This is a genomic window from Leeuwenhoekiella nanhaiensis, from assembly GCF_002744755.1.
Lineage (GTDB): Bacteria > Bacteroidota > Bacteroidia > Flavobacteriales > Flavobacteriaceae > Leeuwenhoekiella > Leeuwenhoekiella nanhaiensis.
Map to the genome: position 1 here is coordinate 811,094 of NZ_KZ319287.1, position 25,788 is coordinate 836,881.

Genomic DNA, 25,788 nt, shown 5'->3' on the forward strand with positions numbered 1-25,788 from the left:
AAACTTAACGTTTCAATACAAAATGTCCCTTTTTTACGGTTCCGTCTTCAAAAGAAGCCTGATACCAATACGAGTCAGAGGGAAGCGGCGTTCCATTAAAAGTGCCATCCCAGCCATCTGAACGCGAGGAAAGCGCTTTCAATAATTTCCCAAACCGGTTGAAAATCTGGATGTTTATTGTTCCTAAATCTTCCGAAACTCCGGTGATATTCCAAGTGTCGTTATACCCATCGTTGTTTGGAGTAAAATATTGGGGGAAACCTAGAACAGAAACTAATTGTGATACGCTGCCACAACCATTTTTATCGCGTATACTAAGCAGGTAATTGCCTGGCCCAACATTTTTGAATTCCGGACTGTCCTGAAAACCGCTGTTTTCGCCAAGCTCGTATTCAAACTCACCGGGAGTTGTGGCTTGCGCCGTAACGCGGTTTAAATTTCCTTCCGGTTCAATAGTTACTTCTTCAATCTCGGGTGGGTAGGAGCGTATAATTTCAAACTCAAGTTCTGTCGTGCAAAACCGGTCCGGGTTTGTATAATTTATTATTGAAATCAGTTTGTATTTGCCTTCTTCGGTAATGTAAACCGAGCCTGAACGCTGTACCAGATTTTCTTCTCCGCTATCAGAAATCAAATACACTTCAAACAGATTTTCAGCATCGCTATGCGTGAATATTAAGGCGCCATTTCCCTCACAAAACCTATAAATACTAACATCCCGAAATCGGGAAGATGGATCGATGCGAAGCGGGATTTCATCAACTCCCTGGCATTGATTGTTGGCCTCAATTCGGGCAAAAATTGTAGTGTCGTTTGACCTGAAAACAGGTTCGGCAATTGGATTGATCTCTAAAGCGGCGTCTTCTCTGGATTGGTAAAAAGCCACATCCAGATTGTCATAGTACGTTGATTTTACGGCTTCAAGATCAAAAAAACCATAACGCTCATCCTGAAAATAAACGCCCTCATCACAGGCGTATTGTGGTTCTAGCTGAGGTAATGTTGCCGTTGTCGATTGTACTTCGAGGCGAAGGGTATTTTGTCTGCTACAGCCCGCTGGCGAACTTGCCACGGCAATCAACTCCTGATTAAAAGCTGAGGTGTTACGGTAATTCTCAGGAGTGGGAATGGGGTTGTTTGCAGAAAGATTCGCTGCAGATTCATAAAAACTAACGGTGAAGGTCAAGTCGCCTCCAGTCAATTCAGCGACCGCCTCATTAAGATTGAAATGTGTAAAACCGTCTGTAGAGGAATCGGTATCCAGATCGCACTGTACCAGTTGAGTATCCGTTTTCGGAGGTAGTGGATTTACATTCAGTTCAAAGGCTTTTATGCTGAAACAGGCCGGGTTTGTCGCATTAAACCGGGAGTAAATGGTTTGTGGATTTTGCGTGTTTGAGAATAAATCGGGTAACGGGTTTACTTCATTTTGAGCGTCGTCAGCCGAAGCGTAATAACTGATGGAAGCCGAATTATAAGTGGTGCCGGTTAAAAGGTCTGCATCATTTTGCCTCAGGTTAAATATGCCTTTGCCATTGGTGTCGTCACCGTCTGAAGCATCATCGCATTGGCTCAAGTCTGATGGTTCCCCTTCAGGATTAAAACCAAAATCTGAAGTCACAGTGATCGAATCAGAATCTGTACAGCCGGTAAGGGTGTTAGTTACGGTAAGCGTGTAGGTACCCGGTTGATTAATTTCAGGGGTTGTTGTCGTTTCAGCATTAAGAATAAAACCATCTGTAGTAGTCCAGAGATAGGTGATCTCAGGACTTGAAGTGGATGCAGATCCATCTAAAAAAATCCTGTTATCCTCACACGTAATTACGGTGTTATTGCCTGCATGGGCTATAGGTCTGCTAACTGAAATTTGAAAAGTCTGAATTTCAAAACATGAGAAATTTTCAGACGTTGTGACTCTGGCGTATAGTGTTTCATTGGGTTGCGTATTTCTGTACGGAAGACTAAGGGCATTGATGTTGTTTTCGGCATCGGCTTGAGTTGAAAAAAAGCTCACCTCAAAAACAGCAGGATCCTGCCCGTCAAATGCCTGATCAATGGCAATGTTCAGGTCAAAAGATTCCTGGCCATCTCGACCGGCATCATCGCAGAGCACAATATCATCAATCACGCCCACACGTGGGGAAGGGGTAAAACTGATTGCTACTTCAATATCTATAGGCGCACAGTCATTGTTGAGAAAATAGTTATAGGTGCCCGGCGTATCTACGGCAGGATCAAAAACATCGGTGCCGCTGGCAAAAGCCGGAGTCCAAATTCCTCCCGACTGAGGTGAACCGGGGATACGCTCTAAAATGTTTACCGGGGCTTCCCCTTCACAAACTTTGACTTCACTCTCCTGACCATCAAATCCAAACCCTGAATAATAACCTCCAAAACCCGCATTGTTATTAAAACCAAATAAGCCTACAGAAAGCGGGCCGGTGGATGAAATCTGAACATTACCGCTTAGACCACTAATCACAAAGGTTTCCCAGTTGCTATTGCCCTGTACCTGTTCAATACTTACGCTGGTAGCTCCGGGAGTTGTGCTTATTGTTGACCCGGTAGTGGTGACAGCAAGTATTTTTCCTTCATAAAAGGTGCTGCCAATGCGATCTACATCTGCAATGAGGTCAACTTCCCTTAAAAGTAAGCAGGAGAGCGGAGGTAAAAAGTTCATACCCGGCGTGGTGTTATTGGTTGTACCCGCCAAAGCCTGATACACATAAACCGGAAGCGAGGTTTTGATGTACATATTGCGATGCCCACCACCGGTATAGTTGCTGTTGTCGATTAAAAAATAGTCTCCGGCATTTAAAGTCCGGGCAGGCGTAGCGGCACCATTTAAAAATACCTGTGTGTTGTTTTGAGTAGCTACCACGATTGGTTTTTCAGCGGTCGCATCCCCGCCTCCTTCGATAGCTATGTATTCGGTACCCAACACCTCAATGGGAACGATCTGGTCAATTGCAAAATCCTGCCCATTAGAGGCGAGACCGCCCAAAGCATTTCCGGTATTGACTGTAATGGGTTTTGAAGCCGTGACCAGCGCTCCAATGAATCCATCCTGATTTGCGGGGACGTCGCTATAACCGGAAACCGTATAGGTCTCACCCGCATTAAGAGTGACTGTGAGCTGGTCTGATACATCTGTTCCCGTAGCTGTAGTAAAGACCACACCGGTATTATAATCTGAAAAGTTTACCTGCGTATTGTCTTCTACGGCATAAACACTGGCGTAAAAGTTTCTTAAGTTTTGCTCGCCGTTATTAGGCAGACTCCCCAACCGAAACTGAGTTCCCAGTGCCAGACTACCCTTAGAGGTAAGGTAACCGGCCTGATTGCTTGATTGCACTCTAAAACTTACATAAAAAGGTGCGCTTGCTGAGAGGAGTAAGCCTTTGTTGTTAACAACAGTATTGAGTTCAGAGCGGTCAATAAACATAGGTGAAGGCTGACTGTTGCCAATACTGATGCGCACAGGATTGCCCTTTGAAATTGTTGTAGTGGCGAAAACAACTCCGTTACCGGTTTGAATGGTAACCGTAAAAGGTGTTTCTGACGGAGTTGATAAATACACATAATGATCTTCAACCTGATTAGCTGCCCGTGAATGTATGGGCGAGATATAATGCCGCGTACTGAGTTGCGCATGCAGCAGTTCCGGAAGAAAAATTGCCAGAAAAAGCAGCCCTAAATAAAGTTTTGACTTCACGTATTCAATTTCAAGTATTCCAAGATACTCAATATTTAACAGGAGTACGTGTGGGCGAATACGATTTGAACGATATGACCCCTTGATTTGACGATTCTTATACTTTTTTAGACAAAATCAGCAATCAGGGCTTCCACTTAATCCCACAACCCAGACTGGGTTTTTGAATTTTGTTTTGAGGGCGGTTGTTAAAGATGTTGTCCAGAGCTTCGCGCAGGTCACGACCGTTTACCGGAATACCATTGCCGGGACGCGAATCATCAAGCTGCCCGCGATAGACAAGTTTAAGTTCGGAGTCAAACAAATAGAAGTCTGGCGTACATGCCGCATCATAGGCCTTGGCAACATCCTGATTTTCATCAAACAGGTACGGGAAGCTGTAGTTATACTTCAGAGCGGTTTCGCGCATTTGCCAGGGACCGTCTTCGGGGTAGGCTTCAATATCGTTGCTGCTAATGGCGACGAAACCAAAACCCAATACGCGGTAATCATTGGCAACCCGCACAATCTCGTGATTTACATGTTTTACAAATGGACAGTGATTGCAAATAAACATAACCACGGTTCCTAATTCCCCGGCAATATTAGTCAGGGTTTCATACGAATTGGTAAGCGGATTTTGCAGTGAAAAAAACGGAGCAATCGTTCCCAGTGGAAGCATAGTTGATTCGGTTCTTGCCATAGCTTAGTGTTTGTGGTTTACAATATAGGTAAGCAAGTGCTGTGATTTGTTACAAATACTAAAGTTGTTTTAAATCTTTGGGGTAGCAGCCCTGCCTTTGTAACTTTAATTAAAACTGAAAAGTCATGAAGAATACATACAGTTCGCTTTCTAAAGCGATAGAAGATTTAAAGGATAAAGGTTACGATACCGATTTTAATTTGGTAGACGATGGGATCGAATCTAAGCACCTTAAGAAAACCTGGAATGCCGGGCAAATTGAAGTGGAAGATGCGTTTCGTTTTGAAGGAATGACCAATCCCGGAGACAACTCGGTTCTTTATGTGATCAATACCGATAGCGGTGAGAAAGGTCTGCTGGTAGATGCTTATGGTGCGTACAGCGGTCAGATTTCACAGGAAATGATACAAAAGCTGAAGATCGAACATTAATGGATAACGATTTAAGCTGGGGCGAATTTGAACGCGTGGAAATGCGCGTGGGGACGATTATGACTGTTAGTGATTTTCCCGAAGCCCGAAAACCCGCTTTCCAATTGCAGATTGATTTTGGCGAGGAAATCGGCGTGCGAAAAACCTCGGCGCAGATCACCAAAAAATACGACCGCACCGAACTCGTAGGAAAGCAGGTTGTTGCGGTGGTCAACTTTCCAAAAAAGCAGATTGCCAATTTTATGAGTGAATGTCTTGTTTTGGGAGCGGTAGATGGGGACGCGGTAACCTTGTTAAGTCCTGATCTTCCCGTTAAAAATGGATTGCGCATTGGTTAACTCTTGCGATAGCGATAGCAGCGGCATCCTTTTTTGAGCCTGCGGCGAAAAAAAGATACAGCGGATAGCGAGGTGCTTTAGCAATCGCCCAAAAATTAAAAAACCCACATCTCAACTGAAGTGTGGGTTTTGTTATTGAGGTCTGTCTAAATTATTCTTCACCGCTTCGGGTAGGGCTGAGGTCTTTGGCCTCGTCTTCGGTATACATTCGGGATTTGATAACAAATCGTATTCCTAGTGGAATTTCCAAAGAAAAGCTGGAACCCCGGCCGGGCGTGATATCTACGATGAGTTGGGTATGCTTCCAGTACTCAAACTGGTCTTTTGACATAAAGAACTCACAACCGTGAATCGTGCCCAGATACACATCGGTCTCATTGATCATCAGGTCTCCCTTGGGGAAACACATAGGCGAGGAGCCATCGCAACAGCCTCCGCTCTGGTGAAACATCAATTCACCGTGCTGCTCCCGTAACTGATCTATGATTTCTTTTGCGGCTTCTGTAGCCTGTACCCGTTGCGTCATGATTTTGTTTTTAGAAAAAGCCCATTGGTTTTTTGTCGTAAGAAATCAACATATTTTTGGTATGGCGGTAATGCGCCAGCATCATTTTGTGGTTTTCACGACCGATTCCTGATTTTTTATAACCTCCAAACGGAGCGTGAGCGGGGTAATTGTGGTAGTTGTTTACCCAGACACGACCGGCCTTAATGGCTCTCGAGATTTGGTAGGCCTGGTGCGTATCGCGCGTCCAAACCCCGGCACCCAAGCCATAAAGTGTGTCGTTTGCGATTTCAATAGCTTCGGCCTCGTCTTTAAAGGTCGTTACGCAGACCACTGGACCAAAAATCTCTTCCTGAAATACACGCATTTTATTGTTTCCTTTTAAGATGGTAGGCTGAATGTAATACCCGCCTTCAAGGCCTTCATTGTAGGCAGAGCCGCCACCGCAGAGCACTTCGGCACCTTCTTCCTTACCAATATTGATGTAATTGAGGATTTTCTCATATTGGTCGTTAGAGGCCTGTGCGCCCATCATCGTGTCCGGACTCAGCGGATGCCCCAGCTTGATGGCTTTGGTGCGTTCGATCACGCGCTCAATGAACTTATCGTAAATACTTTCCTGCACTAAAAGTCGCGATGGGCAGGTGCATACTTCACCCTGATTTAAGGCAAACATGACGGCGCCTTCAAGGCATTTGTCAAAGAATTCGTCATCAGCATCCATCACGCTTTCAAAAAATACGTTGGGCGATTTACCACCCAGCTCCAGCGTTACCGGTGTAATGTTTTTAGAAGCATATTGCATAATGAGCTGCCCGGTTGTGGTCTCACCCGTGAAGGCGATCTTGTTGATGCGGGGTGATGAGGCAAGTGGTTTACCGGCTTCGGCACCAAAACCGTTAACGATATTAAGCACACCGGCAGGCAGGATGTCTTCGATTAGTTCCATCAGGACAAGAATGCCCACTGGAGTTTGTTCTGCGGGTTTAAGCACCACGCAATTACCGGCGGCAAGGGCAGGGGCCAGTTTCCAGGTTGCCATAAGGATTGGGAAATTCCAAGGAATGATCTGACCAACAACTCCAAGGGGTTCGGTTACATTAAGGCACACCGTGTTGCTGTCGAGTTCGCTCACTGATCCTTCTTCGGCACGAATAACACCGGCAAAGTAACGGAAATGGTCAACGGCCAGAGGTAAGTCGGCTGCGCGGGTCTCGCGGATGGCTTTCCCGTTGTCCCAGGTTTCGGCACGGGCGAGCGTCTCGAGGTTTTTTTCCATAACATCGGCGATTTTCAGCAGTAGATTACTGCGGAAAGTGGCTGACGAATTATTCCATTCGGGAGCAGCTTTCCAGGCGGCATCAATGGCTTTTTCTACATCTTCGGCGGTAGAACGCGGAATGCGCGTAAAATTTGCACCGTCAACGGGAGACACATTATCAAAATACTGTCCTTTTACGGGAGCAGTCCATTTACCACCAATGTAATTTTCATATTGGTCTTTAAACTTGGGCTTCTCGACAACGTTTGCGGAAGCGGTTTGTACATCACTCATAAGATTTGTCTTTTTAAATTATACGTCTTTGTTTGTTTTGCTTTTGAAGTGGGGAAACTGCTGAAAGCATTAGTGTTAGCGTAAAGTTAAATAAGACCCTTGCCAATGTGCTGACCGTTTCTATCATATCAGTGAACTATTCTATTAATAATTAAGGATATGTGATTTTTTAGGCTCTAAAATTGTAAATTTAGTAAGCTATAACTTTTTGATTGCGAATGCCTCAGTTGAGGTCGCGCGATTAAATAGTGCCTTAGCTTTTTTAAACAGCGAATTCATGCAGCTTTCAGAGTCTTTTTATAAAAATCGAAAACTGGAAAACTTGGTAGAAAACAAGACTTCCTACACCTTGAATAATGCTGCGATGCACGTCTTCGAAACGCATCAGCAGGCAGAACGGGTTTTGCTCAAATTTGACAAGCCGGTATTGGCCAGTATGCTGCGCGGCAAAAAGATTATGCACCTGCGCGATCACAACAGCTTTGATTTTTTACCGGGAGAGTCGCTGATCTTACCCGCAGACGAACTCATGTGTATTGATTTTCCGGAAGCTCAGGGAACTAATCCTACCCGCTGTTTGGCAATGGCTATTGCCGAAGACAAGATCAAACGCGTGGTGACGTTGATGAATGAAAATCTTACCAAAGATGATGGCAGCGAGTGGAGCCTGATGGATTATAATTTTCACTTTACCAATGATGTGGGCATCTATCAAATCTTACAGCGGCTCTTGTTTTTGTTTACCGAAAATCATCCGTCAAAAGATTTTTTTGTAGACAATATGTTGCAGGAACTTATCGTACGCATTTTACAAACCAATAACCGAAAAATCTATACCGAAAAGACCTTCAAACTAAGTCCTGATAACCGACTTTCCTTTATCATAGACTACATACGTGAGCATATTCACGAACCCATTTCGGTGGAACAATTAAGCCGGAAAGCCTGTATGAGCGAATCTAATTTTTACCGGGTGTTTAAAAATGAGCTCGGTGTCTCGCCGGTAGATTTTATCAATACCGAACGCATTAAACTAGCCGTAAGCCTGCTGCAGGATCCCGACCGAAAAATTAAAAATGTCTATCTGGATTGTGGCTTTGAAAGTCGCTCGTACTTCAACCGGGTGTTTAAGCGCATTAAGAATACTTCGCCGGGAGCTTTTCAGGCGAAAATGGCAAATCTCTAGCTGGCGTCTTCTTCAATACTGCGCATCGCACGCAGGTATTTAGAAAGTGCGGCACTGCTTTGCTGCTGAATCTTGAGTTTTAAGAATTTGGTTTTACCCAATAAAAAACCTTTAAAACCTAAAGCCTGTCGCGCCCATTTACTCATGTCAAAATGATCGGTGTGCTGCAGGATTTTTCCATTTTGAAAGTAAAAGGTGCCCACTACGTGATTGACTACTTTGCGTTTTTCAGGACCAAATTTATAGGTAGCCGTCCATTTGGCGCTGCCGTTATAGTCGTTTGCCTGAATGTCTGAATAGGTGACCTTTAGATCATCGCCACCGCGTTCAATAAGCATAAACCACATCGCCCGGGCGCGATCTCCCTTAATGTTGCCAAAAGCCGGATCAGAAAACTCCACGTTTTTATGATAGCATGCGGTCATCTCACGCGGGTTGTGATTTTGGAAGGCGCTGTAAAATTGTTCCAGGATTTCTTCGTTAGGATGCATAGCTTTTTTACTGAAGTGGAAAGTTAGCCGTTTCCGGATTATTATGCGCCAAATAAGGGTTTAAGTTTTTCCCTGCCTTCATACAGCAGCCACAATTCAATGGCAAAGAATACCAGACCGATTACAAGTCCGCTGGGTTCATTTACGATATGAAGGAGCATAATACCTACAAGTATGGGAAACAGCATTACGGCACCAAGCGTGCGCAGGGGTTTGAAAATAACCAGAATACCTCCCAGAATTTCAACTCCGGCGACCAGAGGCATTAACCAGCCTATAGTTTCAAAAGCACCCATAACTTCAAGCATTTCTGCCGGGATGTTTTCGGGCATTGGCATATAATTAAAGAGTTTGTTGAGCCCCGAATTGATAAACATCAATCCGAAAAGGATGCTGACGACGAGTAAAACTTTAGATTTCATAAGGATAACAGGTTGATTTATTTATACTTGAAAATGAACTGCATGCCAGTTCTAGTCTAAAAATATTCAAATTTTAGATTGAATTTTAAGTCTTCCTTAAGATTTTACAGACCCCTTTTTCGGGTACATTTCTCTAAATTCAAGCGATTTTCTAACATTTCAATCGATGTAAATAGACGTTGACTATCATTTTATAAAATGTATAGATTGAACTTATATCAATAACTCATTTTAAAGTGGTTGTTTTATGCTGGAAAAAATTTCATTTAAAACATATATATGGACACAAACAAATCAAACCACGGCAACGACGGAAAAGTCTGGGATGTAAACGAATCTTCAGCTAAATGTCCTTTCCTTAACGGAGAGATGCATCACGTTACCGGTCAGGGAACAACCAACAGAGACTGGTGGCCAAATCAATTAAATCTGGGAATTCTGAAGCAAAATTCATCTTTAGTAGACCCTATGGATGAAGACTTTGACTATGCCGAGGCGTTCAAATCATTGGACCTCGCAGCAGTAAAGCAGGATTTATACGATTTAATGACCAACAGCCAGGACTGGTGGCCGGCAGATTACGGGCACTATGGTCCATTTTTTATACGGATGGCCTGGCACGCAGCCGGTACCTATCGTATTCACGATGGGCGTGGCGGTGCAGGTAGCGGACAGCAGCGTTTTGCTCCCCTAAACAGCTGGCCTGATAATGCCAATTTAGATAAAGCGCGCCTGCTGCTTTGGCCTATAAAAAAGAAATACGGAAATAAATTATCCTGGGCAGACCTCCTTATCCTTGCCGGAAACTGTGCACACGAGTCTATGGGCTTGAAGATGTTTGGTTTTGCAGGTGGTCGTGAAGACGTCTGGGAACCCGAAGAAGTATATTGGGGTGCAGAGACCGAATGGCTTGCAAATCAGGAGCGTTATAAAGGTGGCGAATTAGAGAAAGCTTTAGGTGCCGCTCATATGGGGTTGATTTATGTAAACCCGGAAGGGCATAACGCAAACCCTGATCCTGTTGAGTCTGCACATTACATCCGCGAAACGTTTGGCCGTATGGCGATGAACGATTATGAGACTGTAGCTCTTATTGCTGGTGGTCACACCTTCGGTAAAACCCACGGTGCTGCAGATCCGGAAAAATACGTAGGTGTTGAACCCGCCGGAGCCGGAATCGAAGCCATGGGAATGGGCTGGGAGAACAGCTATGGCAGCGGAAAAGGAGCAGATACGATCACCAGTGGTATAGAAGGTGCCTGGACAGATACACCCACGCAATGGAGTAACAAATATTTTGAAAACCTGTTTGGCTACGAGTGGGAATTAACCAAGAGTCCGGCCGGTGCACACCAGTGGAAACCTAAAGGAGATGCCGGTGCAGGCACCGTACCTGATGCGCACCGTCCTGACGTGAAGCACGCACCCTTTATGCTAACGACCGACTTGTCCCTGCGTTTTGACCCTGCCTACGAGAAAATCTCCAGACACTTTATGGAAAACCCGGAAGAGTTTGCAGATGCCTATGCTCGTGCCTGGTTTAAACTAACACACCGGGATATGGGACCTAAAGAGCGTTACCTGGGCCCTGAAGTTCCTCAGGAAGAATTGATCTGGCAGGACCCTATTCCTGCTGTAGATCACGAGCTGATCAACGATGCAGATATTGAGCATTTAAAGTCTAATATTCTGGATGCCGGTCACTCGATTTCTGATTTGGTATCTGTGGCCTGGGCTTCCGCTTCAACCTTTAGAGGTTCAGACAAGCGTGGTGGAGCTAATGGAGCACGTATTCGTTTTGCACCACAGCGCGGATGGGAAGTAAACAATCCTGAGAAGTTGAACGCGGTGTTGAATACCTTAGAAGGCATTCAAAAGTCTTTTAACGATTCGCAAAGCGGAAACAAAAAAGTTTCAATCGCAGATCTTATTGTACTTGCAGGTAGTGCTGCTGTTGAAAAAGCTGCGCACAATGCCGGTCACGAGATCAGCGTGCCTTTTACCCCCGGTCGTGCCGATGCGCTTGAAGAGCAAACCGATGCTTCTGCATTTGACGCGCTTGAACCTGTAGCAGACGGTTTTAGAAATTATATGAAAGAGCGCTACAAGATCAAGGCTGAAGAATTTTTGGTAGACCGCGCACAGTTGCTAACCCTGACTCCACCTGAAATGACTGTATTGGTAGGGGGTATGCGTGTGTTGAATACCAATTTTGATGGTTCGCATCACGGCGTATTTACCGATAAGCCCGAAACTTTGACCAATGATTTCTTTGTAAATCTACTGGATATGAACACTACGTGGAAATCGGTTTCTGATAATGACGATGTATTTGAAGGTAGTGATCGCAATACCGGCGAGAAAAAATGGACAGGTACTCGTGTCGATTTAATCTTTGGTTCAAATTCTGAGTTACGTGCATTGGCAGAAGCTTATGCTTTAGAAGATAGCGGCGAGCGCTTTGTGAAGCATTTTGTTAAGGCCTGGACCAAGGTGATGAACCTGGACCGATATGATCTTAAAAAGTAGGTTAGATGTTAATTGTTAGTAAAGAGGCGGCCCATTGTGGTCGCCTTTTTCGATTTGAACAGGTGGGTTTAACGGCTTGTTAACTGTGAGAGTTGAATTCACTGGGTATATTTAGGTTAAAAGAAAAATTATGAGTGATCTAAAACGAAAGAATCTGGTAGAACGCAATCTAGCGGATATGCACAGAGGAGGAGAAGGTGTTCATTTTACCGAATCTCAACGCGCGCTGAAAAAGAATAAGGAGGAAGAAGAAGAGCGAATTAACGAGAAATTGAAGAAAAAATAAATCCAATCTGCGATAAAAGACCTCACAGGTTTCCAAAACCTGTGAGGTCTTTTCTTATTAAGTGTTCTCTGTAAAAGACCACGCCACAATTCTACTTATTTTATTTCCGGTTCCCATAGGGATGGTTTTTACGCTTGTGGCTTCAGCACGTTTCAGGTGTTTGTAAATGTCTTTTAAATAGTCCTGACGGGAGACCAAAGTCGTAAACCACCTGCATTGCTTAGCAAACGCTTTGCTTTCGCGTATCATGGTTTTGATAAACTTAGGCTCGCCACCCGGCGTGATGAGTTCGTTCTGATTCCCGGAAAAATTGAGATCGGGGGTTGATTGTTGGTTTCCGGTAAGGTTGTTCACTTTTCTGCGCGTTCCTTTGGTAGCCGCATCCCGCGTAGCGTGAAAGGGCGGGTTGCACATGCTGAAGTCAAAGGCCTCGCCGGGCTTGATCACATTTTTAAAAATCGACTCTTTCGTTTCCTGTAGGAGCAGCTCGATTTTAGAGTTTAGGATGGTATTGTTTTCAATGATTTTTGCTGCGGAAGCAATAGAATTGGGATCAATATCGGTTGCTACAAAATCCCAGTCGTATTCTACAACACCAAGAATGGGGTAAATTAAGCTGGCGCCGGTGCCAATATCCAGACCTTTGATTTCCTTTCCCTGCGGAATTTTTCCGTTTGTGCTTTCGGCTAATAAATCGGCCAGGTAATGCAGGTAATCTGCCCTTCCCGGAATGGGTGGTACCAGATTCGCTTCCGGAAATTCCCAGTTGGGTATTCCGTAGTAAAAACCCAGCAATGCCTGATTGAGCAATTTTACCGCCTTAGGATTCGCAAAATCTACTGATGTGGTGCCGTATTTATTGGGTTTGAGGTGTGCCTTCAGCCCGGGCTTTAGTTCTATCAACGCGTCCAAATCATAAGGCTCACGGTTGCGGTTGCGGGCGTGTAGTTTTGACTTTAAACCGGAAGATGCGGAATCGTGCCTGGGATTTTTCACCCCGGATTGATTGGTATGCGTTTTTTTAGAAGAAGACATAAGGGTTAAAACTACGCTTTTACCTCGTTTTCAAGTTCGTTTCCGGCTTCAAAATCACTGAGGTTTTTTAGACTAACCTCTGCGATTTGTTCTAAAGCTTCTTTGGTGAAAAAGCCCTGGTGACCGGTGATGAGCACATTCGGAAAAGACATCAGCCTTAAAAAATCATCATCATTATTAATCGTTTCTGAGCGGTCGTTAAAAAACAAACCCGATTCCTGCTCGTAAACATCGATGCCCAGATAGCCCAGTTTTTCCTGTTTTAAGGCTTCGACCACGGCCGTAGTATCGATCAAAGCGCCCCGACCGGTATTGATAAGCATCGCGCCGCTTTTCATCTGTTCAAAAGCATTGCGATCCATAAGATGATGGGTTTGTTCATTGAGCGGACAATGCAGCGAGATGATATCTGCTTCCTGCAAAAGCTGTTCAAGCTCCACATAATGAACCCCCCGATCTTTAAGTTCGTCATTGGGCTTAACATCAAAAGCAAACACCTCACACCCAAAACCCAGCATAATTTTAGCAAAGCAGGCCCCGATTATTCCGGTACCAATAACTCCAACGCTTTTGCCGTAAATATTAAAACCGGTAAGTTTTTCTAATGAAAAGTTATTTTCCCGAACCCGATTATAGGCTTTATGGGTTTTACGGTTTAAAGTGAGAATCAAAGCCACGGCGTGTTCTGCCACAGCCTGCGGCGAATAGGACGGTACCCGTACTACTTTAATTTTGTTTTGGGCGGCAGCCTCAAGATCAACATTATTAAAACCGGCGCAGCGCAAGGCGATGAGTTTGATGTCAAAATCAGCCAGTTTACTAATGGTTTTGGCGTCGAGCGCATCATTTACAAAAACACAAACTGCTTCAAAACCTTCCGCCAGAGAGGCTGTATGTTTATTTAAGGAGGTTTCAAAAAAGCGGAGTTCGTGACCAAAGGATTCGTTAGTTTGTTCAAAAAAGTCCTGATCGTATTTTTTAGTGCTGAAAAAGGCTACGCGCATAAGAGCTGGGTTTATGCTTAAAGTTATTTCATTTTTGATGAACTGAAGCTCCATAAGTCCGGTATGTGAGATTCTTCCTGAAAAATCCTGGCAGTAGAGAACACCATTCTGCTTATATACAGAGGAAATAGGTTAATATCTGAACACTCAGAAGCAGATCAGATATTGATGCTGCAGGTCTTGTTAAAAGCCTTTGCTGATGAAGCTTACTGTAAATGCGAACTAAACCACATTCTTTTTTTAGGCGGAATTGCTTCGCTTTCAGAAGCGATTTTTACAAGAGCCTGATCTTTTTCTTTTGCAAAAACCAGTTGAAATAGCTGAGCGACGGTCATAGTGTTTGAAGGACGTTCAACCAGTTTGAAGGAGTCTCCTGCAGCTACATTCCCTTCTTTAAGAATACTCAGATAGGTGCCGCCCAGTCCATATCCCACAAATTGCTTAATGACTTTAGGAGTACCGAATTTATGTCCCAATTTATAACAGGGTTCCCGGTACTGCGAAACCTGTACTACCGCTTCGCCAACCTCATAAATGCTACCTAGATAGACTTCGTGTTCATCAAAACCGATAAGCGTCAGGTTTTCCCCAAACATCCCCCAGGACCAGTCCAGATCGGGATATAATGCTTTCCAATAGGGATAATGTTCAGAAGCAAAAACATAGCAGGCTTTGTAATACCCACCGTGATGCAACCGGTCTGAAACTTCATCGCCCATAACATCATTTTTAGTAAGATAAAGCGGTTGATCTACCGGTTTTTTGTAGATGCCCGTTGTTTCTTCTTTTCCATTCCAGATAAAGGTTGTGGGCGTGGCTAAATTGGTTGAAAGGATTTCCATAAACTCCGTTTAAAACAACTTATATCAATTGATTAAAACTGAAAGCTCGTAAGACTTTTTGAATGAGGAATGTACGTAATTTAAACTTTGTTGATTTAGTTGCCTGCCAACTTTCTTTTTAAATAAGGCGCTGTTTTACTCTGTGAGTTTGCAGCTACGGCTTCAGGGGTTCCTGCACACACGATGTTGCCGCCTTCATTACCAGCGCCGGGACCGATGTCAATCACCCAGTCGCTTGCAGCGATTACCTGCATATCGTGCTCTACCACAATCACCGTATTTCCGGCTTCTACCAGATTATGGAGTTGTGCCTGTAATTTTTCAACATCGGTAGGGTGCAGGCCGGTCGTGGGTTCGTCTAAAATATACAGTGTTTTCCCGCTGTTGCCGCGCTGTAATTCTTTAGCCAGTTTAATGCGTTGTGCTTCGCCTCCCGAAAGTTCGGTGGCGGGTTGTCCCAGGCGCAAATAGCCCAGCCCCACATCTTCCAGCAAGGTAAGCGGTTTGCTTACGCCTGATTCTTCCTCAAAAAAGTTTACCGCCTGCGCCACCGTCATCTCCAAAACCTGTGCGATATCTTTACCCTTGTACGTGACTTCTAAAGTCTCTTCATTATAGCGCATTCCCTTACAAACCGGACAGGGCGCGTAAACGCTGGGCAGAAAAAGCAGTTCTACCATTACGGCACCTTCGCCTTCACAATTGGGACAACGTCCTTTTCCCACGTTAAACGAAAACCTTCCGGCTTTATACTTGCGGGATTTTGCCAGGCTGGTAGAGGCAAACAGGCTTCGTACCCGGTCAAATAAACCGGTATAGGTCGCCAGATTAGACCGTGGAGTGCGGCCAATGGGTTTTTGATTAACCACAACCATACGCTTCAGATTTTCGGCGCCTGCTGCAATATGTCCCGCTGTGGGTTCAGGGGTGTCGGAATTCAGGAGTTCTTCGGTTTCTTCGACTTCCTCTTCGAGCGTGTTGCTTTTTAATTTCGCCTTCATCAAATCAACCAGCGCCTGACTCACCAAACTGCTTTTTCCGGAACCTGAAATCCCCGTCACACTGGTCAAAACCCCCAGTGGAAACTTCACGTCGAGCTTGTTTAGGTTGTTTCGGGTAATCCCGGAAAGCTCCAGCCAGTTTTTAGCCTCCCGGCGCACCGGTTTCTCAAAGGATAGATCCTGAAACAAATGGGTTTTGGTTTTTGAAGCCGCAACGGTTTTTAAACCTTCCGGCGGACCGCTGTAGAGGATTTGACCACCGCCTTCTCCGGCATCGGGGCCTACCTCTACCAGCCAGTCGGCACGGCGGATTACTTCGAGTTCGTGTTCCACAATAAAAAGGGAATTTCCGCCTTTCTTTAGCAAAGCCAAGGTGCGCAATAAGGCTTCAGTATCTGCCGGATGCAAACCCGCTGAAGGTTCGTCTAACACATACACTACTCCAAAAAGGTTGCTGCGTACCTGCGTGGCCAGCCGCAAACGCTGATGTTCTCCGGGCGAAAGGCTGGGCGTATTGCGCTCCAGAGACAGATAACCCAGACCCAAATCGAGCAGTACTTCCAGGCGCCCTGCAAAATCTTCAGCAATACGCTGGGTCACCATTCGTTTTTCCTGCGAAATGGATTTGTTTTCAAATACCGCTGCATTTGCTGTGCTGTAAGGAACAAATACATCATAGAGTTTTTTTAGCGGAAGCTTTGAAATATCGGTGATATCATAACCGGCGAAGGTGACCGAAAGCGATTCCGGTTTGAGGCGTTTGCCCTTACATGTAGGGCAGATGCTGCCGGTCATATACTGCGCCACGCGTTTTTTCATCGAAGCACTGGGCGAATTGGCATACGTATGCAACACATAACTTTTAGCGCTGGTATAGGTGCCTTTGTAGCTGGGTTGTTCGTTTCGTTTAATCGCCTGCTGAACCTCCTGCGGACTGCGGTCCCGATATACCGGCACGGTTGGGGTTTCTTCGGTGAAGAGAATCCAGTTACGCTGGTCCTGAGGCAATTCGCTCCATGGGATGTCTACATCATAGCCCAAAGTCACCAGAATATCCCTGAGGTTTTTCCCCTGCCAGGCTCTGGGCCAGGCGGCAATCGCCCGTTCGCGTATGCTTAAGGAAGGATCAGGAACCAGGCTGTTTTCGGTAACGCTGTAGGTTTTTCCGAGTCCGTGGCATTCGGGGCAGGCACCTTCCGGGGTGTTGGCCGAAAAGGAATCGGCATAAAGCAGGGCCTGACCTTTAGGATAATTTCCGGCCCGGGAGTAGAGCATGCGCAGCAGGTTTGATAAGGTCGTAACCGAACCTACGGTTGAGCGGGTAGAGCCGAAGCTGCGGTGCTGTTGCAAAGCCACCGCAGGTGGGAGTCCGGTGATTTCGTCAACTTCCGGAATGGGCATTTGGTTAAAAAGCCGTCGTGCATACGGGGAAACCGATTCCAGATACCGGCGTTGGGCTTCGGCATATAAAGTACCGAAAGCCAAAGAGGATTTACCCGAACCGGATATCCCGGTAAAGACCACCAGAGCATCGCGTGGAATCTCTACAGATACATTTTTCAGGTTATTCTGGCGTGCGCCTTTAACGTGCACATAGCCGTTGAAGTCCGTTTCTTTTTTGTTCCTGTTTTGCATAGTGCCGAATATACCAAGAACCAAAGAGGCAGCCTTCCCGATTTACAAGTTTGTGATGAGCTTGTGCAGGCTTTAGGGGTTTGTGTTAAAAAGTTAAAAGCTTTGTAATTGTAAAACGGTGTTTAATTGTTTCCGCCGATTAGGTATGCATGAGCTTCTTGAATACTCCCTTTTGTTTTGAAAATCAGAATACTATCTTTTTATTCTTCGGAAAATAGCGAAATTAGTGCATCAAAATCCTGACTATGCCTGCAACTACTATTGACGAGGTGATTACTGAGCTGGATGCTATCATTGCTTTTGAAAAGCAACAGAATAGCTGCCTGGCATTCTTTCCTATTTTGTATAACAAGGTGACCAAACGTATTAAGACGGGTATAGAAGCTAACGAATTTGATGACAATGCCCGAATGGAACAGCTGGATGTGCTTTTTGCCAACCGCTATGTTGAAGCCTACCACGCCTATAAAGAAGGGAAGCAGCCAACTCAAAGTTGGGCGAACGCATTTAAGATAGACGAAGCTATGGTGATGCAACACCTGCTGCTGGGCATCAACGCGCATATCAATCTTGATTTAGGCATTGCCGCAGCATTAACTACCGGCGATGATGACCTTGCCGATCTGGAAATGGACTTCAATAAAATCAATGCCGTACTGGCGAGTATGGTGGCCGATGTCAAAGACCGTATTGGTAAAGTTTCGCCTTTATTTAAATTACTGGAACTGGTAGGTAAGGGCAAAGAAGATAAACTGGTTTCCTTCAGCATTAATGTGGCGCGTGACGGTGCCTGGCTGTTTGCCAATGAATACGCTGCCGCAGTAAATAAGGCCGATGCAATCAGTAAGCGGGATGGAATCATAGCAACTTTAGCTGATAAAATCGTAAACCCCAAAAGCAAACTGCTTCAGGTTGTGGCTAAAGTTGTACGCTTTTTTGAAGTTAAGGATGTGCGGAAGGTGGCTGCTGTTTTGGAAGCTTCCTAGTTACGTTCGGTAAACTGCTTGAAATTATTGAGAATCGCCTGCCAGCCCTGTTCCTGCATTTCGATGGGGTTTTGATCTTCCGGATCAAAGATTACGGTAATTTGAGTTCCATTTTCGGTTGCTGCCAAATCAACCTTACATATGCGACCGCCAAATTCATAAGTAAAGCTCGTGCCCGGATTCATTTCGGTGTAAACTGCTTCAAAGTCAAAGCCAAAACTGCCGTCTCTGGCTTCCATTCGGGCGAAATAGATGCCGCCTATCTGTAAATCATTTTTCGCTTCGGGACAATGCCAGCTGGGATCGGCAAAATTCCAGTTCACAATGTGCTCAGGACTTGTGTAATATTCCCAGACTTTTGATTTTTCAGCATTGATATATGCACTTACGGTAATTGGTTTTGCTTTCATAGCTTGTTGAGTTGTTCTTTTTTAAACTGAAGCATTTTACGAATTAGTTTTTCAGGTAAAGGTTTGTGGTGTGGAAACTGTACCGAGCCTTTACCATGTTTATAAGCGGCCAATTCATCCTTAAACGTATCGTGGGTAACCGGCTGGGCGTAAAAGCCGATGTGATTGGCAAATCCGCCAAAATAAACGAAGGGCTTTTTATTCAGCTTATAAGCCGGCATATGATAAGAGATACTCTCGGTGGCATCGGGTGCGCAGTCCAGAATCAGTCTGCGCAAGATGCGCATCCGTTCCTGAACCTCCTGAGGAAATTCGGCAATGTAATCGTCTACATTGGTTGCTTTGGTTGTGTTCATAATCTATTAATTATAAGTATCTAAAGCTACTGAAATTTAGAGTTTGAATTCCAAATCATTTTGGTCGGTATCAAAAATATGCGGATAATGTTCCTTTACATTCTTGATCATAAATGCTACCGGCACGTCTTCGAAATGCCCGTAATCTTCCAGATATTCCATAAAACGTGAACCTTCGGCATTGTGGGCCTGCAGGTACGAATCGGTTTTACCATCAAATTCCAGCGGGGCTACGTTGAGTTTTTCGCAAAGCGAAGCGTTAAAGGCGGGTGACATTTTGAGCCAGTTTCCGTCTAAACGCACATCGACCGAACCGTGCGGCGTAAGGGCGTTAGAACCAAATTTTTCCATCAGCCGTTCTACTGCGATGTGATTGACCACTTTACCCAGCCGCAGTCGGGCGGGGATGCCCAGGCCGCGTAAACCTGCGATGAGCACGATTGATTTTTCAACGCAATTGCCCGTCGGTTTTTCTGCAAGGGAGCTGGCGCGGTAATTTTCAGGATTGAGGCTGATGTGATAGGGATCGTATAAATATCCGTCTCGCACTTTGGTATACAACCCAATGGCTTTTTCAGCTTCGCTTAAAGAATCGTCTTTAAATGCTGCAATAAGCCGCTGTATGTTTTCGTGGGTATAGTCGAAGTAAAAGGTGGGTTGTAGGTAATTCATCAGGGTTTAATTTTGTCTTTGAGTGAAGCACATTATTGTCGTTTTGTAAAGATGTTTTGTTTTTTTTTAGCTGGGTTATCGTAGATTGATTTGGTGTTCGTGAATCTCCTAACGTCGATTTGAGTATTTTAAGTTACTTAATAATATTCTGTTCATTTTCTTTGCTTCTCCAAAGAAAACGAACCAAAAGAAAAGAGCCTTTTTCTTAGGTATTTTTCGCCTTAAGGGCGAAAACCGCAACAAGTCCCCTAAATTTTCTCCAAGGCTTCGAAAATTTTTAACGGGGACTTGTTGCTATACTTAAGAAAAAGATAGCAAGAGAATAGTATCTCCAGTTCATTTGCTTAATGGGTTGAAATTGAGAAATGCCAACCTGTTCAACCCTTCGGGTATGATTATTTTAGCTTTAAAGTTTTGGTATTTGATAGGAGTCCGAGTCAAGCCCCCTTCTCCGGCGGGAGAAGGGTTGGGGATGAGGAGACCTACTCATGCAACCTGTACACCGCATCGGCGAACTGTTCTCCAAAATGGATATAGCCGGCGCTGTCGTAATGCCAGGGATCGGAATACTTGTAATAACGGGTGCTACGGATGATGGCCGCATTGCCGTCTTCACGGGCGAACTTTTCCTGCGCGTACTGCACGAGTTCACCATAATCCCACACCTTCCCGTCAGGGGCATTCCAAGAGTCGGAAATCTTGCCTACCACCACCGGCAGATCATCGGTGCGCAGACTGGCGCGGATAAGGTTCATTAATTGCGAGAGGTTCTGATAATATTCCTGAGCAATGGCTTCGGTTTTATCGCCGTCGCTTTCGCCCTGCATCCATAAAATACCCATAGGAACGAGATAATCCTCGCGGCCGTTGCTGTCGAGATCTTTGGTGGTGAGCGCGTTATTGAGCGTGGCCAAAAAATGATCGTATTGATTGATGCCGTTTTTGCCGTTGTAATGCGGGTCCCAGGCTCCAAAGCGGCCGGCTGCGAGACTGTCTATTGACGAACCACCCTTAGCATATTTAACCAGTGCGATTTTCTGACCGGGATAATACTGTTGCAGTTTTTTGGCAAAAGAAAGTTCGATGCCGAAGCGGTCTGAATGCGTATTGGTTATTCCATCCGATTTAAAACCGGTGCCGTGGCCGGGTTGCAGGGGCTCCCAAACACCCTGCCCGCCTACGGGTTGCTCATCGTCGGTGGGGTTTCCTTCAAAGATGTACATGTTTTCAAAGGTAGTGTCCAGCGAATCGGGGAGGTCTTTAGTGTAGCCATAACCTTCCATATTAGACTGTCCGCCGAGAAAATACAGGTGTATTGTGTCTTTTGCGGTCTGTTGCGCCAAACCGGACAGCGGCAACGCCAAACCTGCCAGAATCCCGAAAAATCTTAAAATCATTGTTTTGTATTTATGCGATTGTTTATAAACGTTTCTAACCTGAAAGTTACGGATAATAGGTTTAGAGGAATACTTTTATAAGGTTTTTGGGGGCTCGGGAATCTGTTATTAGATTGTCTATTTAGAGATTCATTATATTCTTCTTTACTTTTCTTTGCCTGTCCAAAGAAAAGTAACCTAAAGAATAAAATTCTTAGTTCTAATGCAGAAGATGGCCTACAAGAAGGTATCGTAGAATTTGAGGTGAGCGAAACGTTGCAGGCGGTTCTGTTTGAGGCTGCCCTAGCGGCCGAGTTAAGCGCATGCAGTGCAGCGAACAATAAATTTAGATACCGTCTTGTGAGCCTTGTCCCGACGCTTCGGGATTGTTTCTTTTGTATCAAGACAAAAGAAAGGGAATATGGATAGAAGTAATAGATTCTATTTGATGTTCCTTTCTTTAGCTCACAGTCTCTTATTGGTTTTGGAGTTCGTGAATCTCCTATTGTCGATTTAGCTTGCTGTCGGTTATTGGTTTTGGAGTTCGTGAATCTCCTAACGTCGATTTGAGTATTTAAAGTTAGTTAATGATATTCTGTTCATTTTCTTTGCTTCTCCAAAGAAAACGAACCAAAAGAAAAGAGCCCCCTCGCTTAGGAATTTTTCGCCTTGTGGGCGAAAACCACTTTGTCAGCTCCGCGTCGCTATCGCTCCTGTCCTTCGGAGCTTCCTGCAGCTATTCTGAACCGAGGGATTGTGATTCGTTTAACCCTGCGGGTATGATTGTTTCAACTTTAAAGCTTTTATAAAATTAAGAATCAAGCTGCCAATCCAATTTTTGATAAGGATCAAGAGAGAAAGGCCTTCCAATTAAAGAAAGTTTAAGGATGTTTTACACCAATTACTCCGCGTTTAGGGTATACGTGTAAGTAGCCGAATCTTTACCGCCTTTAGTAAGCCTGAGTTGCTTGTTTTTATAGGTATACGCATAGTTGCCATTCAGGATCAGACCCCAGTCAAATTCTGCAGTCCAAAAGTTTTCATCACTAAACTTAAATTGGTTATCAGTAATGGTATAGGTACCACTTCCTCCTGCGGGGTAACGATCTTCATTCCCGGTAGCAGAATAGGTCTTGCCGGCTTCAAAAGTTACGGTGACGGGGCTGTCGTGGGTAGTGCCGTCGGGGTAGGTGACTTCAAAAGTGCCGCTGTATTCCCCTGCTGGTACGCTGTCGTCGAGATCCTGATCTGCACAGGAATTTAAATTGGAAGTTAACAGCATCAGGCAGCAAAATTTTAAAATCGCGTTCATAAGGTGGTTTTATGCGCAGATGCGGAAAAAGGTGCAGGGTTGCGTGACCACTTGAGGTGTGCGTCAAAAAAAAGGAGATTAGATATCGTAAGTTTCTTTAGCGGTTCTGATGATTTCACCCATTTTACTCTGATCAAAAATTGCACTAAAATAATCGGTGCCTACTTTAGAATATCCATAACGGGTTTCTGTGGCAAAAATGATCAGTTTTCCGTTTATTCTGGCGTAATAATGTACCGGTGTTATAAAACGGATTCTGCCGATGCTCGATACCTGACTCCAGTTTACATTTCGTAATTCACCATTTTCTTCATAACGATACGGCTGTGATTGACCTTAACGCTTTTCAGATTGTTGAAAAATACGATGTTGAGAATAATCAGAAGGGTACCCAATCCACAACCGATAAAAAGACTGTTCCATGCTGTGACCTGCCCGGGGTTGTAAAACATTAAGATGGAGAAGCACAGGGCCAAAGTGCCAAATACGATCAAACCGTATTTAAGAGCAAAGGTTTGGGTTTTATTACTTTCAATCACGGCTTACAGGTTTTGTTTCTCCGGTGTTGAGGTCATAAACAGCATACTTCAAATTTTGAAGGCTGTCCTGAGTGGTAAGCGTGAGTAGCAATTGGTCGCTCTTATGCAGCCAGGCGAAATTTTTAAAATTCCCATCGGTAATTTGTTTCAGATTTTGCCCGTCCACATCTGAAATATACGCGTCAAGCTGATCTGAATTCGTGATCTCTTTGTCGCCATTGGTGTCTGAAGCTGCCAGGACGTAGGCAATATGATTTATCTTCCCGATGCCTGAAAGGGCTTCATCTTTATTTGCTACAGACATATACGCGATTAACCCATTTTCAGCCAGCAGGGGTCTTAATTGATTTTGATTAGCATCTAAAAATAGGATGTTAACCGTTTTGCCGCGTACCCCATTGGACCGGGTTTTAAAATCAATGGGAATTTCTTCTACATAAAACTGATCTTCTTCTGTTTCCATTTCGACAGTCAGGTAAGAGAATGGAGTAGTGGGGATACTAAATGGACCGCTATGCGAAATGAACGTTTCCGAAGGCTTGTTCTTAGCTTCTTCGTATCGTTTTAGATTCAGTTCGCTTCCTTCATTTTGCTTCTTATTTAGTTCACGCTCCAAATAAATTAGGCTAAATACATATATAAGAAAGGCCGGAATTAAAATACCGTTGATGATAAGAAGAATGCGTACTAATTTGGAATTCATCGGTGTATATTAGGAATATTACTGGTTTGTAAATCTACATAAACCTCCTGCTTGCCATGGTACGAGGCACCAAATTGTACCGTTATGTCATAGGTAATTCGGTACTTCTCAAGCACGGCGTCTACACGGTCTTTTTTGAGTTTTGCAGCTTTGCGGTTTTCCAGATGTTTGTTTAGGGTGCCAATGGCGAGACCCAAAGGAGCCAGCCCCACGGCCATTATGATCAAGGGAACAGTTGAAAGGAATCCTTTGTCGTAGATGTATTTTCCAAAGAGAAAACCACCGGCAATTACAACAATGCCAATCAACAGGAACACGATAAAATAAGCGTAGGTGATTGCCCGGTCTTTTTGTAGTTTGGCATATCTGATATTGACATCCTTAAGCTTGTCTTCAAACTCAGTTCCCAGACTTATTTTAGAACAGGTATTACTAAACGCGGGTTTATGCCCGGTAAGCGTACAGATTGAACCCTGGCTCAGACTCTTTTCCTGATGATCGCATAAGTCGCAGTGGTGGGTGGAGTTCATTAATTTAATTTTATGTTTTCCGCTATATAATTTTCGATAAGTTTTTTGTCTTGCTCTGTTCTGATAATGAGTAATGCGTTGCTTTTATGGGACCGATAATTCATCACATATTTTGTTTTTCCACTACGTGTCAATGGAATATACTCCAGTACGGTTGGGTCAAAATTTTTAGTGATTAACTCTGTTTTATGGATGCGGTTAAGTATATGTTTGGTGCGAACCATAGCTTTGTCTTTCTCATCAATTTTTAATTCGGAATAATAAATCCAGGATGCAAACCGATAAAGGATATAAGCGATCGTTGTAAGGATTGCGATATAAATCCCAATCCCAACCCCTAAAAACCAAATCAGAAACAGTAATGAGGTAGTTGTAAAGATCAAGAACTCCTTAGGCTTAAAGGGGATTCTATCATTCAAAATATGAACACTTCCCTGTTTAGAAATTCTAAAGTATTCTTCGTGTTCGTTCATTATTTTTCTGTTATCCTATTCTTGGGTGTTCGCGGTCACAGACCTGGCGGCAGGGTGATGATTTATTCCTTTCTATACCAATAACTAGTTATAATAACATCAGAATCCGACTCTCTAGTCTGTGTAATTAATTTAGTCTTTGTAATTTCTTTGACAGTAAGTATAAAGGTATTGCCATTGGTTTCTTCTGCGTTAATCTTTGAATCTGTATAGGTGTATGAATACGTAAAAGATTCCAGAGTTTCACAACTACTTCCGAAATACTCATCTTCGGTAATTTCCGTAGCGGTGAAAGTAAGATATAGTGGGCACTCAGCCGCAAAAGCATCCATGTCATTTATTTGGCTACGTTCAAACTGCCAAACGCCTATCAAAGGATTTGTTTCAGTGTCGTCTTGAGTATCATCAGAGGAACAAGACATCAGGAGGAATAGGGAAAGTAGGTGTAATAGCAATCCCATTTTAAAAACAGTTGCGAGCTTAGATTTTAGATTCATTAATTTAATTTTTTGCTTATCCTATTTGGATAATTTTTATTGTATTGGATGGTGTTTTATGCTTTGCTATTCTTGCGCGCCAATTCTCAAAGACTGGCGGTAGCGGGGGTTAATTCAATTCTAACGCACATAAACTTCCAATGTTTACCAACGTTCAAAAAATAGAAAACCGCTTAATCCCAAGGCTTCGGGAGGTTTAGATAGATCAATTTTTTTTGAAATTATGGACTTGTGCAACGATTACCAGTGTTGAACTAAACCTAAAGGTAGCTTCAGG

At 44.2% G+C, this 25,788-nt stretch carries 26 protein-coding genes; 6 read left to right on the forward strand and 20 right to left on the reverse strand.

All coding sequences use genetic code 11. The features are described 5' to 3' along the window. Positions 1 to 4: 4 nt before the first annotated feature. Both CJ305_RS03570 and CJ305_RS03575 read right to left on the reverse strand, forming a co-directional pair. Positions 5 to 3,715 (reverse strand): T9SS type B sorting domain-containing protein, encoded by a 3,711-nt coding sequence (locus tag CJ305_RS03570; protein WP_099644841.1) that lies wholly within the window; start codon positions 3,713 to 3,715, stop codon positions 5 to 7. 124 nt (positions 3,716 to 3,839) lie between these two features. Continuing rightward, positions 3,840 to 4,397, reverse strand: coding sequence for a thioredoxin family protein (locus tag CJ305_RS03575; RefSeq protein WP_099644842.1), 558 nt, complete (start codon positions 4,395 to 4,397; stop codon positions 3,840 to 3,842). Positions 4,398 to 4,522: 125 nt separating this feature from the next. Here CJ305_RS03575 and CJ305_RS03580 point away from each other — a divergent pair, with 125 nt between their 5' ends. Continuing rightward, the gene (locus CJ305_RS03580; protein WP_099644843.1) at positions 4,523 to 4,828 is read left to right on the forward strand and encodes a phosphoribosylpyrophosphate synthetase; all 306 of its coding nucleotides are present in this window, start codon (positions 4,523 to 4,525) and stop codon (positions 4,826 to 4,828) included. Beyond that, on the forward strand, positions 4,828 to 5,166 hold the full coding sequence (locus tag CJ305_RS03585) for a tRNA-binding protein (protein WP_099644844.1): 339 nt from the start codon (positions 4,828 to 4,830) through the stop codon (positions 5,164 to 5,166). Before CJ305_RS03580 ends, CJ305_RS03585 begins: the two co-directional genes overlap by 1 nt. 151 nt (positions 5,167 to 5,317) lie before the next feature. Here CJ305_RS03585 and CJ305_RS03590 read toward each other — a convergent pair whose 3' ends face one another. Both CJ305_RS03590 and CJ305_RS03595 read right to left on the reverse strand, forming a co-directional pair. Further along, the gene (locus tag CJ305_RS03590; protein ID WP_099644845.1) at positions 5,318 to 5,692 is read right to left on the reverse strand and encodes a DUF779 domain-containing protein; all 375 of its coding nucleotides are present in this window, start codon (positions 5,690 to 5,692) and stop codon (positions 5,318 to 5,320) included. Between the two features lie 10 nt (positions 5,693 to 5,702). After that, entirely contained in the window at positions 5,703 to 7,226 is a 1,524-nt protein-coding gene (locus CJ305_RS03595) for an aldehyde dehydrogenase family protein (RefSeq protein WP_099644846.1), read from the reverse strand. Between the two features lie 277 nt (positions 7,227 to 7,503). On the opposite strand from CJ305_RS03595, the gene CJ305_RS03600 reads away from it, so the two are divergent. Beyond that, positions 7,504 to 8,412, forward strand: a complete 909-nt coding sequence (locus CJ305_RS03600) for an AraC family transcriptional regulator (protein WP_099644905.1) — start codon at positions 7,504 to 7,506, stop codon at positions 8,410 to 8,412. Here CJ305_RS03600 and CJ305_RS03605 read toward each other — a convergent pair. Then, positions 8,409 to 8,903: a nuclear transport factor 2 family protein gene (locus tag CJ305_RS03605; protein WP_099644847.1), complete on the reverse strand. Its 495-nt coding sequence runs from the start codon at positions 8,901 to 8,903 to the stop codon at positions 8,409 to 8,411. The genes CJ305_RS03600 and CJ305_RS03605 overlap by 4 nt on opposite strands. Before the next feature lie 41 nt (positions 8,904 to 8,944). Further along, on the reverse strand, positions 8,945 to 9,325 hold the full coding sequence (locus CJ305_RS03610) for a DoxX family protein (protein ID WP_099644848.1): 381 nt from the start codon (positions 9,323 to 9,325) through the stop codon (positions 8,945 to 8,947). Between the two features lie 279 nt (positions 9,326 to 9,604). Between CJ305_RS03610 and katG the strand changes: the two genes are divergently transcribed. Beyond that, on the forward strand, positions 9,605 to 11,854 hold the full coding sequence (katG, locus tag CJ305_RS03615; protein ID WP_099644849.1) for a catalase/peroxidase HPI: 2,250 nt from the start codon (positions 9,605 to 9,607) through the stop codon (positions 11,852 to 11,854). A gap of 130 nt (positions 11,855 to 11,984) precedes the next feature. Next, entirely contained in the window at positions 11,985 to 12,140 is a 156-nt protein-coding gene (locus CJ305_RS19405; RefSeq protein ID WP_189319374.1) for a hypothetical protein, read from the forward strand. 57 nt (positions 12,141 to 12,197) lie between these two features. On the opposite strand, the gene rlmF is transcribed toward CJ305_RS19405, so the two are convergent. The 4 genes from rlmF to uvrA all read right to left on the reverse strand — a co-directional run bounded on the left by rlmF (position 12,198) and on the right by uvrA (position 17,657). Beyond that, a complete protein-coding gene (rlmF, locus tag CJ305_RS03620) occupies positions 12,198 to 13,175 on the reverse strand; it encodes a 23S rRNA (adenine(1618)-N(6))-methyltransferase RlmF (protein ID WP_099644850.1) in 978 nt (325 codons plus the stop codon). Positions 13,176 to 13,186: 11 nt separating this feature from the next. Beyond that, entirely contained in the window at positions 13,187 to 14,179 is a 993-nt protein-coding gene (locus CJ305_RS03625) for a 2-hydroxyacid dehydrogenase (RefSeq protein WP_099644851.1), read from the reverse strand. A 206-nt stretch (positions 14,180 to 14,385) separates the two neighbouring features. Beyond that, positions 14,386 to 15,021, reverse strand: a complete 636-nt coding sequence (locus CJ305_RS03630; protein ID WP_099644852.1) for an MOSC domain-containing protein — start codon at positions 15,019 to 15,021, stop codon at positions 14,386 to 14,388. Between the two features lie 95 nt (positions 15,022 to 15,116). Continuing rightward, positions 15,117 to 17,657: an excinuclease ABC subunit UvrA gene (uvrA, locus tag CJ305_RS03635; protein WP_099644906.1), complete on the reverse strand. Its 2,541-nt coding sequence runs from the start codon at positions 17,655 to 17,657 to the stop codon at positions 15,117 to 15,119. 245 nt (positions 17,658 to 17,902) lie between these two features. Here uvrA and CJ305_RS03640 point away from each other — a divergent pair, with 245 nt between their 5' ends. Beyond that, entirely contained in the window at positions 17,903 to 18,643 is a 741-nt protein-coding gene (locus CJ305_RS03640; protein ID WP_099644853.1) for a DUF5995 family protein, read from the forward strand. Here CJ305_RS03640 and CJ305_RS03645 read toward each other — a convergent pair. The 10 genes from CJ305_RS03645 to CJ305_RS03690 all read right to left on the reverse strand — a co-directional run bounded on the left by CJ305_RS03645 (position 18,640) and on the right by CJ305_RS03690 (position 25,511). Then, complete coding sequence (locus CJ305_RS03645; RefSeq protein ID WP_099644854.1) at positions 18,640 to 19,053, reverse strand: SRPBCC domain-containing protein; 414 nt, start codon at positions 19,051 to 19,053, stop codon at positions 18,640 to 18,642. The genes CJ305_RS03640 and CJ305_RS03645 overlap by 4 nt on opposite strands. After that, positions 19,050 to 19,409, reverse strand: a complete 360-nt coding sequence (locus CJ305_RS03650; RefSeq protein WP_099644855.1) for an iron chaperone — start codon at positions 19,407 to 19,409, stop codon at positions 19,050 to 19,052. Before CJ305_RS03650 ends, CJ305_RS03645 begins: the two co-directional genes overlap by 4 nt. A 36-nt stretch (positions 19,410 to 19,445) precedes the next feature. Further along, complete coding sequence (locus CJ305_RS03655; protein WP_099644856.1) at positions 19,446 to 20,081, reverse strand: transglutaminase-like domain-containing protein; 636 nt, start codon at positions 20,079 to 20,081, stop codon at positions 19,446 to 19,448. A gap of 482 nt (positions 20,082 to 20,563) precedes the next feature. Continuing rightward, on the reverse strand, positions 20,564 to 21,478 hold the full coding sequence (locus tag CJ305_RS03660) for a sialate O-acetylesterase (RefSeq protein ID WP_099644857.1): 915 nt from the start codon (positions 21,476 to 21,478) through the stop codon (positions 20,564 to 20,566). 880 nt (positions 21,479 to 22,358) lie between these two features. Continuing rightward, positions 22,359 to 22,769 (reverse strand): hypothetical protein, encoded by a 411-nt coding sequence (locus CJ305_RS03665; protein WP_143469343.1) that lies wholly within the window; start codon positions 22,767 to 22,769, stop codon positions 22,359 to 22,361. Between the two features lie 284 nt (positions 22,770 to 23,053). Continuing rightward, positions 23,054 to 23,308: a hypothetical protein gene (locus tag CJ305_RS03670; protein ID WP_099644859.1), complete on the reverse strand. Its 255-nt coding sequence runs from the start codon at positions 23,306 to 23,308 to the stop codon at positions 23,054 to 23,056. Next, entirely contained in the window at positions 23,301 to 24,011 is a 711-nt protein-coding gene (locus tag CJ305_RS03675; protein ID WP_099644860.1) for a TolB-like translocation protein, read from the reverse strand. Before CJ305_RS03675 ends, CJ305_RS03670 begins: the two co-directional genes overlap by 8 nt. Beyond that, on the reverse strand, positions 24,008 to 24,541 hold the full coding sequence (locus CJ305_RS03680; RefSeq protein WP_099644861.1) for a hypothetical protein: 534 nt from the start codon (positions 24,539 to 24,541) through the stop codon (positions 24,008 to 24,010). Before CJ305_RS03680 ends, CJ305_RS03675 begins: the two co-directional genes overlap by 4 nt. Then, positions 24,541 to 25,014: a hypothetical protein gene (locus CJ305_RS03685; RefSeq protein WP_099644862.1), complete on the reverse strand. Its 474-nt coding sequence runs from the start codon at positions 25,012 to 25,014 to the stop codon at positions 24,541 to 24,543. Before CJ305_RS03685 ends, CJ305_RS03680 begins: the two co-directional genes overlap by 1 nt. Before the next feature lie 62 nt (positions 25,015 to 25,076). Further along, positions 25,077 to 25,511 (reverse strand): lipocalin family protein, encoded by a 435-nt coding sequence (locus CJ305_RS03690; RefSeq protein ID WP_099644863.1) that lies wholly within the window; start codon positions 25,509 to 25,511, stop codon positions 25,077 to 25,079. Positions 25,512 to 25,788: the final 277 nt, after the last annotated feature.

Excerpts from the sequence above, each read along its gene's own strand:
- CJ305_RS03595 (WP_099644846.1), bottom strand. The coding sequence starts at position 7,226 with ATGAGTGATGTACAAACCGCTTCCGCAAACGTTGTCGAGAAGCCCAAG.
- CJ305_RS03600 (WP_099644905.1), top strand. The coding sequence starts at position 7,504 with ATGCAGCTTTCAGAGTCTTTTTATAAAAATCGAAAACTGGAAAACTTG.
- CJ305_RS03640 (WP_099644853.1), top strand. The coding sequence starts at position 17,903 with ATGCCTGCAACTACTATTGACGAGGTGATTACTGAGCTGGATGCTATC.
- CJ305_RS03625 (WP_099644851.1), bottom strand. The coding sequence starts at position 14,179 with ATGCGCGTAGCCTTTTTCAGCACTAAAAAATACGATCAGGACTTTTTT.
- CJ305_RS03575 (WP_099644842.1), bottom strand. The coding sequence starts at position 4,397 with ATGGCAAGAACCGAATCAACTATGCTTCCACTGGGAACGATTGCTCCG.
- CJ305_RS03655 (WP_099644856.1), bottom strand. The coding sequence starts at position 20,081 with ATGAATTACCTACAACCCACCTTTTACTTCGACTATACCCACGAAAAC.
- CJ305_RS03685 (WP_099644862.1), bottom strand. The coding sequence starts at position 25,014 with ATGAACGAACACGAAGAATACTTTAGAATTTCTAAACAGGGAAGTGTT.
- CJ305_RS03630 (WP_099644852.1), bottom strand. The coding sequence starts at position 15,021 with ATGGAAATCCTTTCAACCAATTTAGCCACGCCCACAACCTTTATCTGG.
- CJ305_RS03690 (WP_099644863.1), bottom strand. The coding sequence starts at position 25,511 with ATGAATCTAAAATCTAAGCTCGCAACTGTTTTTAAAATGGGATTGCTA.
- katG (WP_099644849.1), top strand. The coding sequence starts at position 9,605 with ATGGACACAAACAAATCAAACCACGGCAACGACGGAAAAGTCTGGGAT.
- CJ305_RS03590 (WP_099644845.1), bottom strand. The coding sequence starts at position 5,692 with ATGACGCAACGGGTACAGGCTACAGAAGCCGCAAAAGAAATCATAGAT.
- CJ305_RS03610 (WP_099644848.1), bottom strand. The coding sequence starts at position 9,325 with ATGAAATCTAAAGTTTTACTCGTCGTCAGCATCCTTTTCGGATTGATG.
- CJ305_RS03675 (WP_099644860.1), bottom strand. The coding sequence starts at position 24,011 with ATGAATTCCAAATTAGTACGCATTCTTCTTATCATCAACGGTATTTTA.
- CJ305_RS03605 (WP_099644847.1), bottom strand. The coding sequence starts at position 8,903 with ATGCATCCTAACGAAGAAATCCTGGAACAATTTTACAGCGCCTTCCAA.
- CJ305_RS03580 (WP_099644843.1), top strand. The coding sequence starts at position 4,523 with ATGAAGAATACATACAGTTCGCTTTCTAAAGCGATAGAAGATTTAAAG.
- uvrA (WP_099644906.1), bottom strand. The coding sequence starts at position 17,657 with ATGCAAAACAGGAACAAAAAAGAAACGGACTTCAACGGCTATGTGCAC.
- CJ305_RS03585 (WP_099644844.1), top strand. The coding sequence starts at position 4,828 with ATGGATAACGATTTAAGCTGGGGCGAATTTGAACGCGTGGAAATGCGC.
- CJ305_RS03650 (WP_099644855.1), bottom strand. The coding sequence starts at position 19,409 with ATGAACACAACCAAAGCAACCAATGTAGACGATTACATTGCCGAATTT.
- CJ305_RS19405 (WP_189319374.1), top strand. The coding sequence starts at position 11,985 with ATGAGTGATCTAAAACGAAAGAATCTGGTAGAACGCAATCTAGCGGAT.
- CJ305_RS03665 (WP_143469343.1), bottom strand. The coding sequence starts at position 22,769 with ATGAACGCGATTTTAAAATTTTGCTGCCTGATGCTGTTAACTTCCAAT.
- CJ305_RS03660 (WP_099644857.1), bottom strand. The coding sequence starts at position 21,478 with ATGATTTTAAGATTTTTCGGGATTCTGGCAGGTTTGGCGTTGCCGCTG.
- rlmF (WP_099644850.1), bottom strand. The coding sequence starts at position 13,175 with ATGTCTTCTTCTAAAAAAACGCATACCAATCAATCCGGGGTGAAAAAT.
- CJ305_RS03645 (WP_099644854.1), bottom strand. The coding sequence starts at position 19,053 with ATGAAAGCAAAACCAATTACCGTAAGTGCATATATCAATGCTGAAAAA.
- CJ305_RS03680 (WP_099644861.1), bottom strand. The coding sequence starts at position 24,541 with ATGAACTCCACCCACCACTGCGACTTATGCGATCATCAGGAAAAGAGT.